The following is a 12,386-nucleotide window of genomic DNA, read 5'->3' as shown; positions in this document are numbered from 1 at the left end:
TTAAAGAATGTGAAATCTAGGGGAAGTTCATAGACTATTAAAATTGGTGATTAGGAGATGTTCGAATGATTAAGTACTCTTACAACACGCTAGTATATGCAGGAGAAGATATTGAAACTAGTATTGCCAGACTCGCCAAATTTGGTTATAACGGTGTGGAATTTGTTGGTGAGCCAGAACAAATGGATGCTGACCGCATTAAAGAATTACTGGCTAAATATAATATTGAAGCTTCCACAATTTGTGCCATTTATAATGCTGAAAGAGATTTAGTCTCTAGCAATGAAAATATTAGAAAAAATGCAGTCAATTATTTAAAAAGCTGCGTCGATTTTGCCAGCAAAATCGGAGCAAAAGGAATCTCGCTGACTCCAACTGCCTGTATGAAAATTTATGGAGAGGCCGATCGAGAAACTGAGCTAAAGTGGGCTGAGGAAGGAATATGCGAAGCTGGTATTTATGCAGGAGAACATGGTGTCAGGTTGACAGTAGAAGCATGGAATCGCTACGAAAACTATTTAATCAATCGATTAGAGCAATCACTTGAACTGGTTAATCGTGTTAATCTGCCAAGCGTAGGAGTTATGGGTGATACGTATCATATGAATATTGAAGAAGTCGATATTGCGGATACCATCAGAATGGTTGGAGATAAATTATATCACCTTCACATCGCTGACAGTAATAGAGCGGCACCAGGCAGGGGACATATCGATTTTAAGCCAATCGCTCAGGCTTTGCGCGATATTAACTATAGCGGATATTTAACGATGGAGCTATTGCCTCCGTTTGCAGATCCATTTATTGGAACAAGATGTGAAGAGTTTTATGATCAATATACAGAAGAGTCAATCATTTTCCTAAAAAAATTATTTAAGGAGGAAGAATAATATGGCTCAGAACACATTAGTTAACAATCAAGGTACAGATTCCGGGTTTGATCAAAAAGAAATGAAAGCCGCAGTAACTTATGCAGCACATGACTTAAAAATTGAAACGGTACCTGTTCCAGAAATTAACGATAACGAGGTTCTCATCAAGGTTAAAGCTTGTGGAATATGTGGAACAGACCCACATATTTACAACGGTCATTTCCCTGCTCCTATGCCATTAATCCAAGGTCATGAATTTGCTGGGGAAGTTGTCAAGATAGGAGCTTCCGTTACCAGTGTAGCAGTTGGTGATCGAGTAACTGCTGATATTAATATTAGCTGCGGAAATTGTTATTATTGCCGTACAGGCCAAAAGCTTTTCTGTGAGAACATTAAACAACTTGGTGTTCATACAAACGGAGCATTTGCTGAATTTGTAAAAGCGCCGGAAAATAATACTTATAAGTTACCAGAAGGAATGTCTTGGGAGGAAGGTGCTTACATTGAACCGCTAGCTTGTGTTATTCGCGGGCAAGAGAGGGCAAATGTAGTCATGGGAAATATCGTCGCGATTATTGGTGCAGGTCCAATGGGTCTGGCGCATGCTGTTATGGCAAAGTTAAATGGAGCAAGCAAGGTAATTATTTCGGAAATGAACAAAGCGCGTCTTCAGAAAGCAAGAGAACTGGGAGTAGACGTTGTTATTGATGCATCAGAAAAGGACCCTATTCAAGAAGTCTTTCATGCGACGGAAGGAAGAGGTGCTGATGTTGTATTCGAAGTAGTTGGAGCAATGCCAACTTATAGACAAGCTTTCCAAATGGTTAGAAAAGGCGGGACAATCTTAGCATACGGTGCAGCCCCTGCTGATGCAACACTAGATGTGAAGCCATTTGAAATCTTTAGTAAGGAACTTACCATTGTAGGTTCATATGCAGGTACTTATGGAACTTGGACTAAAGCGATTCAATTACTTTCATCAAAGAGATTTAATCCAAAAGCGATCTTCAGTAAGACAATTAAATTAGATCAATTAGAAGAAGGTATTGTAGAGGCAGACAAAAACAAAGACACTATTAAAATCTTAGTTGAAATTGATTAATAAATGAATTGAGGATTTTTCCAGAGAATGAAAGGGATAAAGTCGTTTTTATCCCTTTCATTTATTTCGCATTGTCAAAATTTAAGTATGGGGAGCGATTATAGAATGTTCAATTATAGTGCCACACAATGGATATTCGGAAATGAAAGCTTAGAAGATAGCTTAAAAAGGCTGAAGAAATATGGTTATCAGGGTGTCGAACTAGCAGGAGAGCCATATTCCATTGATGTTGAGGAAACCAAAGAACTTTTAAAAAAGTATGAATTGGAATGCAGTACCATTTGTGGAATTTATACTCCTGAAAGAGATCTTTCCTCATCAAACGATGAAATTAGAAAAAATGCAGTGGAATATGTAAAAAATTCGGTTGATTTAGCGAAAACATTAAATGCCTCAACCGTTATTGTCGTTCCTACACGTGTTGGCAAACTTGGTCCAGAAACGACTCTTGAAGAAGAATGGAATAATGCCGTTTTGAGTGTGAAAGAGGCGGGGCTATACGCTAAGGAACAAGGAATCACCCTGGCAATTGAAGCATTAAATCGTTATGAGACCTATTTAGTTAATAACCTGACATTAGCCTTACGTTTTGTTGAGGAAGTTAATGTAGAAGGTGTAGGGATTATGGCTGATCTGTTCCACATGAGCATAGAGGAACGAAGTATGACTGAATCGATAAAGAAAATTTCCCGTTATCTTGCCCATGTACACATTGCTGATAACACAAGGGAAGCAGCGGGACTAGGGCAAACGGATTTTAGACCAGTCATTTCGCTACTTAAAGAACTAGGTTATAAGGGCTATATTACGATGGAGTTCCTTCCTGCCGTGTCAAATCCTTACGTAGCATCAGGCCTTCGAGGTGAATCTACTATTTTTGATGACTTCACGAAGCAATCTATCGAACATATGAAAGAAATTGTTGGAGCAATATCATAAAAGAGATTGAGTATAAAGGTGGAAATTATAGATGATGATTATCATTCATGCGTATTTTAAAGTGGATCCAGGGCATCGCCAATCATTCCTGGACGAAGCTAAACTAGTAACGGAACCATCTCAAGCGGAAGAAGGCAATATTAGCTATCAATATTATGAACATCCAGAACAGGCCAATACCTTTGTGTTTGTAGAAGTGTGGAAGGATCAAGCGGCAATTGACGTTCATGAAGCAACCGCTTATTTCCAAAACTTTATCCATGCTGTCCCAGGACTAATAAGCGAACCAATCCAAGTACAACTATTTGAAGCGACCGAAATAAAAGGTGCCTAACTCAAAGTAAAGCGTTAATTGAGTTAGGGTCTGACCCCTAGTAGGGTGAAACGTAACCTCAGTGGGCATCTGCCCCCCAACAGAGTTAAGACTCAAAAGTCACTTCTTAATTTGAAAGTTTGGTAAAAAAGGACAAGGGTTAACTCTCTACTTATGTGTGAGCAAGAGTTAATCCTTTTCTTATAGTATTAATAATTTAACATTACGTTAGGTTAAGTTAGAACATTACGAACGATAGAATCTTTTGGAGAATTTACTAAATAAGGGAATGATCAGAAATGAATTTACAATTAAAAAATAAAACGGCCATCGTAACAGGAGGCAGTAAGGGAATAGGGAAAGCAATAGCAAAGGCTTTAGCAGCAGAAGGAGCTAACGTTGTAATTTGTGGCCGAGGATTAGAGGCATTATCTGAAGCAAGAAATGAGATCGAACAAGTTGGAGGAAAGGTGATTGCCGTACAAGCAGATTTATCAAACCAGAAAGATGTAGAGCGCCTTGTGTCTGAAACGGTTAACTGCTTTAAAACAATTGAAATTTTAGTTAATAATGCCGGTGTTGTTAATAGATTCGATGATTTTGAATCTTTGGAAATAGAGGACTGGCAGAAGCTTTTTGAAGTCAATATTTTTGGCGCCGTACGAGTAACAAAGGCTGTTATCCCTTATATGAAAAAGGCGGAATATGGGAGAATCATCAATATTTCTTCTGAATGCGCAGAGCAGCCTGATGCGTTAATACCGCATTATAATGCTTCCAAAGCGGCACTTAACAATTTTTCAAAGAGCTTATCAAAAGCGTATGCAGCGAATGGAATTTTAGTCAATACCGTTTCCCCTGCATTTATCATGACACCATTATTAGAGAACTTGTTAAATGATTCCGCAGCGGAGCAGAATATCAGCTTTGATGAAGCCGTGCAGGCATTTCTAAAGGAGAATCGCCCTCATATTGAAGTAAAAATGACCTGGCACAGTAGAAGAAGTGGCTTCAGCAGTCGTTTATTTAGCATCAAGTCAGTCATCTTACATTAACGGAGTGAATCTTCGAGTGGATGGCGGCTCGGTAGCAAGTGTATAACTAACACCCTATAACCTTTGCGGGCATATATACATTCTAAGATACTCGCTTTTCTATTTGCTGGTATAGCAATAAATCTTTTTGCCCGCTGAGCTTTTAATTTTTATAACTAGTTACTATAAGGGGACATGCAGTGTGGGGAAATCCTCTATTCTATTAAATACTCCTCGGTTTTTTACTATAAGAGAAATAAATGAAAATAGTCCTAATTGGTTTAAACAGCATTCCGATAATGATTATACAGAGTTAATATATATTCAACAGGGGTGTGGAGAATTTTTTTTTGAAGAAAAACCTTTTATAGGACAAGAAGGAGATCTTATTATTCTTCATCCTTTTAGTCCTATCAAGGAAAATCTTGTATTGAGGATCCTCTTAAAGGGATTTCTATCTGTTTTTCAAATCTGCATATCAATGGTAACGATAAAGGCTGGTTAAATAACTCAATTTGAAAAAGTAAATCAAGCTTAATATTAATAATTAATGTCGTAGATACAGAATTATAAAACAGCTAAATAAAACTTAGAGAAAATTAGTCGCAGAAACATACGATTTCTGCAGCACTATTATAAAAATTTTATTAATCTAGGGAGGAACTTAAAATGAAAAAATTAAACGTAGGTATGATTGGCGGAGGCTTTATGGGGAAAGCGCATTCTCTTGCATATGCAGGAATGCCAATGTTTTTCTGGCCAGCACCAGCAATCCCTCACCGTCATACAGTAGTAGATGTTAACGAACAATTAGCAAAAGACGCAGCAGCAAGATTAGGATTTGACAATTATTCGACAGATTGGAGAGCTGTTGTTAACGATCCGGAAATTGATGTTATTGATATTGTTACTCCAAATAATACGCATGCTGAAATTGCAATTGCAGCAGCAAAAGCTGGTAAACATATTATCTGCGAAAAACCATTGTCATTAGGTGCTGAACAAGCGAAGGAAATGTTAGAAGCAGTAAAAACAGCAGGTGTAAAACATGCAGTTGCCTTCAACTACAGAAGAACACCGGCGGTTGCGCTTGCGAAAAAATATATTGAGGAAGGAAGAATTGGAAAAGTTCTAAGCTTCCGTGGAACGTATTTACAAGACTGGTCTGCTGATCCAAATTCACCATTATCATGGCGCTTCCAAAAGAAAATCGCTGGTTCTGGTGCTCTAGGTGATATCGGAACACACGTAGTTGATTTTGCCCGTTACCTTGTTGGTGAAATTACAGATGTAAATGCGATGACAAGAACATGGATTCCAGAAAGACCAGTTCAAACTGGCGGTATTGATAAATTAGGCACAGTGAAAACCGGTGGAAATGATGTACCAAAAGCGGCAGTCGATGTAGACGACGAAGTGATTACCATGGTTAAGTTTGATAATGGTGCTATTGGAACGATTGAAGCAACACGTAATGCATGGGGGCGTAACAACTTCCTAACCTTTGAAATTCACGGTGAAAAAGGTTCTCTATACTTTAACTATGAGCGCCGTGACGAGCTTCAAGTTTGCTTCGCTGATGATCCAAGCGATGCAAAAGGCTTCAGAACGGTTTATACAGGACCTGCCACTCCTTATGGTGAAGGATTATGGCCAATCCCTGCTCTAGGTATTGGTTACGGCGAAACAAAAATCATTGAAACATATGATTTGTTTAAAGCAATTGCTGAAGATACAGAGTTTTCACCAAACTTCAATGATGGCTACCAAATTGAATTAATCGCAGATGCAATCCTTGAATCAGCTGAAAAAGGTCAATGGATAAATATTGAAAAAACAGCAGTAGCTGTAAAATAAAATATATGAAAAGAGGCTTCTCAATTGAGGAGCCTCTTTTGTAGAAATAAATAAAGAATCTTAATAAATCTAAGTAGATTTTAGGTACTTTTTAGGGTAAGAAAATCACAAATATATTGGGGAAGAGAGTGAATGGTTATGGAAGAAAAATGGTTAGTTGGTGTTGATATAGGTGGTACGACAATTAAAATGGCATTTATCAGTCTTAATGGCGATATCCTTTATAGCTGGGAAATTGATACGGACAAAAGAGATAGCGGCCGACATATCCCCACTTCTATTATAAGATCGATAGATCAAAAGTTAACAGAATTAAATCAAACAAAAAACCAACTAATCGGTATCGGAATTGGAGCCCCGGGTCCTGTTAATGCGGAGGACGGTTCCATTGAAGTGGCTGTTAACTTGGGCTGGGAGCACTTCCCTTTACAAGCTATTCTCGAGCGGGAAACATCGTTGCCGGTAGTTGTTGACAATGATGCTAATATTGCTGCAATAGGTGAAATGTGGAAAGGTGCTGGCAAAGGGGCTAAAAACTTAATCTGTGTAACATTAGGAACGGGTGTTGGAGGCGGAATTATCGTTAATGGAGAGGTTGTGCATGGTGTAAATGGAGCCGGTGGTGAAATTGGTCATATGACATCTGTTCCTAAAAACGGTTCACCGTGTAATTGCGGGAAATCGGGATGTTTGGAAACTGTAGCATCCGCAACAGGTATTGTCCGCTTAGCAATAGAGGAATTAGCTTGTGGCGATGATATAAGTCAATTAGGAGACTATTATGAGAAGCATCAAACAATAACTGCCAAACAAGTTTTTGATGCTGCAAACGAAGCGGATGAACTCGCCAAGAGAGTCATTCATCAGGTTGCCCACCATTTAGGATTGGCTCTGGCGAATTTAGCTAATGGCTTAAATCCTGAAAAAATTGTCATTGGAGGCGGTGTTTCGAAAGCGGGTGATGCATTGTTGGGACCTTTAAAAGAGGACTTTGTTTTATTTGCGTTTCCGAGAGTGGCACAAGGTATAGAGATTGTTACTGCCACACTAGGCAATAATGCAGGGGTGATTGGAGGAGCATGGTTGGCAAAAGAAAAACTATTTAATAAGTCTAAACTCCAATAATGTGCAAGGATTAGTCGGAATAAACAGGGGTAGTTTTATTGAAATCAAATGAAGAAAACCTTAATGATTTATAAAGAGAATTGCTTCGGATCGGGTAGGGGTATAAACATGATGTTTCGGAACCAATACTGTAAAATAACGGACAGGGAAAAACGAAGTGATAAACAACAAATGCCATGTAATAAAGGAGCATTTTCCTTCACTGGATATAATGGAACTGAAAGGAAGCTTCGGGCAAGAATCGACTAAATATATGAAAATAGTAAATCGGCTCTAGTTTTTGGAGCTGATTTTTTTGAAAATAATATAAAAATAATAATTGATATTGAAAAATTTATAATTTATTATGTAATTAAATGAAAATTTTGAATTTTTAAAGGAGGATGAGTTCCATTAAAAAGGTTGAAGAAGCCCCGCTGAATTTGGATGAACTAGATTTCGACATCATTAAAAGGTTACAAACGGATGGTAGAACTTCCTATACTGACATTTCAGAGGAACTAGGTGTTACTGTCGGGACCGTAAGAAACAGAGTTCAAAGACTGATAGAAAACCAAATTCTTAAAATTGTAGGTGTAGTCAATCCATTTAAGACAGGAAGTCCTAGTGTGACCATCTTTGGAATGAAGGTGCGTCATCAGAAATTAGACCATGTTATAAAAAAACTAGTTGCGATTCCAGAGGTCCGCTTTGTAGCCGCCGCAACGGGTGTCTATGACTTATATGTGGAAGTAATTACGTCCTCGAATGAGGAACTTTATCGGGTTATGAAGAATGGCATTAGCCCAATCGATGGTATTGAATCGATAGAGTCTTCGTTGATTTTGGAAATCTTTAAGCAGAGCTATGATTGGGATGTTGGTTCACAATCTTCTCAATAAATTAGAATCAGAAAAGGGGGCTACTATGAACGAGCTCGTCGAAATTCTAAAGGAAAATCAAGCAGAGATGCTTGAGACATTAAAACAAATAGTAGAAAAAGAATCACCTACTCGTGATAAAGAATTAGCTGATGAACTGGCGATTTTCATTGCTGAATTATTTGAAGAATTAACTTCTGGGAAATCATCCATTATTCAAAATGAGCTTTTTGGTAATCATGTCAGAGGGGAATTTGGACATGGCGACGAACAAATTCTGCTCCTGGCACACTATGATACAGTTTGGCAAAAAGGGGATATTCTAGAAAAAATTCCTTTTAAAACTGAAGGAGATATTGCCTATGGACCAGGAGTCTTTGATATGAAAGGCGGTATTGTCCAGGGGTTATATGCACTGCAAGCACTAAAAGAAACAAATGCAAAATTAAACAAAAAGGTCGTTTTTCTATGTACATCTGATGAAGAGTTGGGAAGCCCATCCTCTCAAAAACTAATAGAAGAAGAAGCAAAAAAAAGTAAATACGTGTTGGTATTAGAACCAGCAATATCGAGGCAAGGCGCATTAAAGACTGCTAGAAAAGGTGTAGGAATATTCAAACTAAATGTTAAAGGTAAAGCAGCTCATGCCGGAGTGGAACCTGAAAAAGGAATAAGCGCTATTCTTGAATTAAGCAAACAAGTAACTTATTTACATGAATTAACTGATTATAGCAAAGGAACCACCGTCAATGTAGGCAAAATCACAGGTGGAACAACCGTGAATGTGATTGCAGCAGAAGCGGAAGCAGATATCGATTTACGTGTAAAAACGAAAGCAGAATTTGACCGGATCATACCAATCATCAAAAATCTTAAGCCTAGTACCACTGGTGTTGAAGTTAGTGTAGCCGGCGGTATTAATCGACCGCCATTTGAACGAACAGATCAAGTTATTTCACTTTTTAACATGGCAAAGAAAGTGGCCCAGGAATATCTGGGTTTTAAATTGGAAGAGAAAGAAACAGGTGGAGGAAGTGACGGGAACTTTACAGCACCGTTTGCTCCAACCCTGGATGGTTTAGGTGCAGTTGGTGACGGGGCACATGCTCTTAATGAACATATCATTATTTCTCAAATGCCGAAAAGAAGTGCATTATTAGCTTTGTTGATCAAGGAGTTAGCAAATTAACCAATAGGGGGATTTTTGATGAAGGTCAATTTAGAATCTATTAAAAGCCAAATGCTTGAGGAAGTAAATCAGGATCTATTAATGGAATATACTCAAAACGTTGCTTCAGAAATTCGTCTATCAGGAACGGAGGAAGAGCTCCGTGCCTTTTATTATGCAAAATCAAAGCTTGAAGAATTTGGCTTAACAACAGAGTTAACATTTAATGATGCTTACATTAGTCTTCCAGGAAAAACGGAGCTAAAGGTTAACCGTCAAAGCTTTCCTGCCATTACTCATTCAATGGCCGTTTCTACGGATGAAACAGGGTTAGAAGGGGAAATTGTGTATTCAGGTAAGTCAGTAAGTGTAGACTATCAAAAAAATCCAGTTAGCGGAAAAATAGTCCTGCTAGATGGTCTCGCTATTCCAGGAGCGGTACTTCAAGCTCAGCAAGCAGGAGCAAAAGCAATTATCTTTATAAATGCTGAATATACGCATGAAATGATCGTTTCACCAGTATGGGGAAACCCAACAACTCATACTTATGACAATTTGCCAAAGATTCCGGTTGTATCGGTCAATTTTCATGATGGACAAAAGATGAAAAGCACAGTAAAAAATCACACCAATTGTCAAGGATGGCTAAAAACTAAGGTTGATACTAGATGGAGAAAAATTCCAACTTTAACTGCTGAGATTCCAGGTAATGACGAGAATGATCATTTTGTATTATTTAGCGGCCATATTGATTCATGGCATTATGGGGTAATGGATAATGGAACAGCAAATGCAACGATGTTGGAAGTTGCACGAATACTTGCCCTAAATAAAGACAATCTTCGTCGCAGCTTAAAGCTTGCCTTCTGGTCTGGCCACTCGCATGGCCGTTATGCAGGTTCTGCTTTGTATTGTGATGAACATTGGGAAGACCTTCACGAAAATTGTGTTCTTCATATTAATATTGATTCAGTTGGCGGCAAAGGAGCAACGATATTAACAGAGGCTAATTGTATGGCTGAGACTAGGGATCTTGCTAAACGGTCTATTAAGGAACTAACCGGAGATGAGTTTGAAGGATCACGATTTGGCAGAGCAGGGGATCAATCCTTCTGGGGCCCTGGTGTTCCGTCACTTTTTATGGGGTTATCTGAACAGCCTCAGTCCAATAATCCAGCATCAGAAGCATTTTCTCAATTATTTGGAGCAGGAAAAGCCGGCGGATTTGGCTGGTGGTGGCATACAACAGAAGATACACTTGACAAGATTTCTCCAGAAAATCTTGCCCGTGATTGCAAAATTTATTTATCTATCGTGTATGAAGCATGTACTACTGAGATTTTGCCTGTTAACCAATTGGCAGCGGTCGAAGAATTGGAAACATGCATAAAGGACTATCAAAGCAAAACAAACGGCCACCTGAATTTTAGCATTACAAATAACCGGATCGAGGAATTGAAAAATAACTTAATACAGTTTGGCAGTTTGCTAAAAACGACACCTACAGAGCCACAAGTTACTCATGCTAACAAAACATTAAAACACCTTTCCAATATTTTAGTTCCCCTTAATTATGTAAAAGGGGACATATTCAACCATGATACAGCATTAAAGCAGCCTCCAATCCCGTTACTAGCGAATTGTGAGAAATTAGCAGACTTAGAGGTAGGAAGTCATCAATATCATTTAGTTCTAACCGAATTAAAACGCAATCTCAATAAAGTAAACTATGCCCTATTAGAAGCAATCCGGACCATTAACCTCGCTGTTGAGCAAATAAATAACTAAATATTGTATAAAAAAAGGGAGAATGGTCAATCCATTTCTCCCTTTTTACAAAGTGATTTTTAACTTTTCATTCTTTTGTACGGCGACCATTCCAAGGGTTATTTTTAAACCCACCAATAGTAACAAGATGGTTACCGTTACAATCGCATACCACCCAAAATACTCCCAAACAAACCCTAAGACATAACTCCCCAAGCTGCCTCCTGCATAATAGAAAAATAAGTAGAGAGAGGAGGCACTTCCTTTTGCCTCTTTCGCCAGGATACTTACCCAGTTTGTTGCAGCTGCATGTACGAAGAAAAAACCAAAACAGACAATGATAAGACCGATTAAGATCATTAAGAGCGAACTAAAAAGCGTTAGCAAAACACCGACTAACATAATGAGGAGACCTGCACACATCCGATTAGGAATACTCATAACGGCATCCAGTTTCCCGGAAAATGTCGAGCTAAATGTTCCAGCAAGGTAGGATAGAAATAATAGACCGATTATGCTGGAAGATAAATGATACGGTGCCCCGTGCAGATGGTAGGATAAATAATTAAACAACCCCATGAAAATAAAAAAGATGATTCCAGCAATATAATACGCCGATCTTAGTTCGTGATTCTTTAGATGGATAATAAGATGCCCTAAAACTTCCTTAAGCTCCAAAGAGTTGGGGGAAAAATGTTTTGATTTAGGTAAATAAAAAACAAATAACAGAAAACAGAAAATACCTATCAACCCCATTGTTAGATAGGCGTATCGCCATCCCCATAAATCAGACGTGAATCCACCGATGATTCTCCCGCCCATTCCCCCAATGGTGTTTCCGCTAATATAAAGACCGATTGCAACTCCTATGGCTTTTTTTTCAAATTCTTCTGCAATGTAGGCATAAGCAATAGCCGGCAAACAAGCTAATGTGACCCCTTGGAGTGTTCGTAAAAATAGAAGGAACCAGAAGTCGGTAACAAAAAAGATCGCAAGGGAAAATAAAGATGATGACAAAAGCCCGAAAGACATTAAGTTTTTTCGGCCGATATGGTCAGAAAAAGGGCCAACTAATAATAAAAACAAACTCAATGACAATGTTACAAGCGAAACGGTTAAACTTGCCATTGCAGGAGAAACTTCAAATTCTCTGGATATTAACGGAAGTAACGGCTGTGTAAAATGTAAATTTGAAAATACGAGGAAAGAACCGAAACTTAGTGCTATAGTAGCCTTCCAGAATTGGCTTGTTTTTTCCTTGATATAGAAATTGAGATCTTGTTTCATGTGCTTCACAACCTTTGTATTTGTACTGTTCATTAAAATGCAATTTTTATGCCAATCGAACT

Annotated in this window: 13 protein-coding genes and 1 pseudogene; 13 read left to right on the top strand and 1 reads right to left on the bottom strand. The window is 38.3% G+C overall.

Annotation, left to right across the window (positions count from 1 at the left end):
• Positions 1-65: 65 nt before the first annotated feature.
• The 13 genes and pseudogenes from QUG14_RS13485 (at position 66) to QUG14_RS13430 (ending at position 11,058) form a co-directional block, all read left to right on the top strand.
• Positions 66-890 (top strand): sugar phosphate isomerase/epimerase family protein, encoded by an 825-nt coding sequence (locus QUG14_RS13485; RefSeq protein WP_289341048.1) that lies wholly within the window; start codon positions 66-68, stop codon positions 888-890.
• A gap of 1 nt (position 891) precedes the next feature.
• The gene (locus tag QUG14_RS13480; protein WP_289341047.1) at positions 892-1,974 is read left to right on the top strand and encodes a zinc-dependent alcohol dehydrogenase family protein; all 1,083 of its coding nucleotides are present in this window, start codon (positions 892-894) and stop codon (positions 1,972-1,974) included.
• A gap of 105 nt (positions 1,975-2,079) precedes the next feature.
• Positions 2,080-2,913, top strand: coding sequence for a sugar phosphate isomerase/epimerase family protein (locus QUG14_RS13475; protein ID WP_289341046.1), 834 nt, complete (start codon positions 2,080-2,082; stop codon positions 2,911-2,913).
• Between the two features lie 31 nt (positions 2,914-2,944).
• Positions 2,945-3,247, top strand: a complete 303-nt coding sequence (locus QUG14_RS13470; RefSeq protein WP_289341045.1) for a putative quinol monooxygenase — start codon at positions 2,945-2,947, stop codon at positions 3,245-3,247.
• Positions 3,248-3,525: 278 nt separating this feature from the next.
• Positions 3,526-4,134: pseudogene (locus QUG14_RS13465) on the top strand (SDR family NAD(P)-dependent oxidoreductase); the annotation flags it as partial.
• A gap of 97 nt (positions 4,135-4,231) precedes the next feature.
• The gene (locus tag QUG14_RS29755; RefSeq protein ID WP_353961073.1) at positions 4,232-4,327 is read left to right on the top strand and encodes a hypothetical protein; all 96 of its coding nucleotides are present in this window, start codon (positions 4,232-4,234) and stop codon (positions 4,325-4,327) included.
• Between the two features lie 135 nt (positions 4,328-4,462).
• Entirely contained in the window at positions 4,463-4,765 is a 303-nt protein-coding gene (locus QUG14_RS13460) for an AraC family ligand binding domain-containing protein (protein WP_289341042.1), read from the top strand.
• A 164-nt stretch (positions 4,766-4,929) separates the two neighbouring features.
• Positions 4,930-6,117, top strand: coding sequence for a levoglucosan dehydrogenase (locus QUG14_RS13455; protein WP_289341040.1), 1,188 nt, complete (start codon positions 4,930-4,932; stop codon positions 6,115-6,117).
• 138 nt (positions 6,118-6,255) lie between these two features.
• Positions 6,256-7,242, top strand: coding sequence for an ROK family glucokinase (locus tag QUG14_RS13450; RefSeq protein ID WP_289344140.1), 987 nt, complete (start codon positions 6,256-6,258; stop codon positions 7,240-7,242).
• A gap of 108 nt (positions 7,243-7,350) precedes the next feature.
• Positions 7,351-7,491, top strand: a complete 141-nt coding sequence (locus QUG14_RS13445) for a hypothetical protein (RefSeq protein WP_289341039.1) — start codon at positions 7,351-7,353, stop codon at positions 7,489-7,491.
• A 134-nt stretch (positions 7,492-7,625) separates the two neighbouring features.
• Entirely contained in the window at positions 7,626-8,123 is a 498-nt protein-coding gene (locus tag QUG14_RS13440; RefSeq protein WP_289341038.1) for an Lrp/AsnC family transcriptional regulator, read from the top strand.
• A 25-nt stretch (positions 8,124-8,148) separates the two neighbouring features.
• Positions 8,149-9,291 carry a M20 family metallopeptidase gene (locus QUG14_RS13435; protein ID WP_133368729.1) on the top strand — a complete coding sequence of 381 codons (1,143 nt, stop codon included), beginning with the start codon at positions 8,149-8,151 and terminating at the stop codon, positions 9,289-9,291.
• A gap of 18 nt (positions 9,292-9,309) precedes the next feature.
• Positions 9,310-11,058 carry a M28 family metallopeptidase gene (locus QUG14_RS13430; RefSeq protein ID WP_289341037.1) on the top strand — a complete coding sequence of 583 codons (1,749 nt, stop codon included), beginning with the start codon at positions 9,310-9,312 and terminating at the stop codon, positions 11,056-11,058.
• Positions 11,059-11,103: 45 nt separating this feature from the next.
• Here QUG14_RS13430 and QUG14_RS13425 read toward each other — a convergent pair whose 3' ends face one another.
• The gene (locus QUG14_RS13425) at positions 11,104-12,324 is read right to left on the bottom strand and encodes an MFS transporter (RefSeq protein WP_289341036.1); all 1,221 of its coding nucleotides are present in this window, start codon (positions 12,322-12,324) and stop codon (positions 11,104-11,106) included.
• Between the last annotated feature and the right edge of the window lie 62 nt (positions 12,325-12,386).

It is taken from the genome of Neobacillus sp. CF12 (assembly GCF_030348765.1).
Classification (GTDB): Bacteria; Bacillota; Bacilli; order Bacillales; family Cytobacillaceae; genus Neobacillus.
The sequence above is the reverse complement of the archived record's forward strand: the minus strand, read 5'-3'. Positions and strand labels throughout refer to the sequence as shown.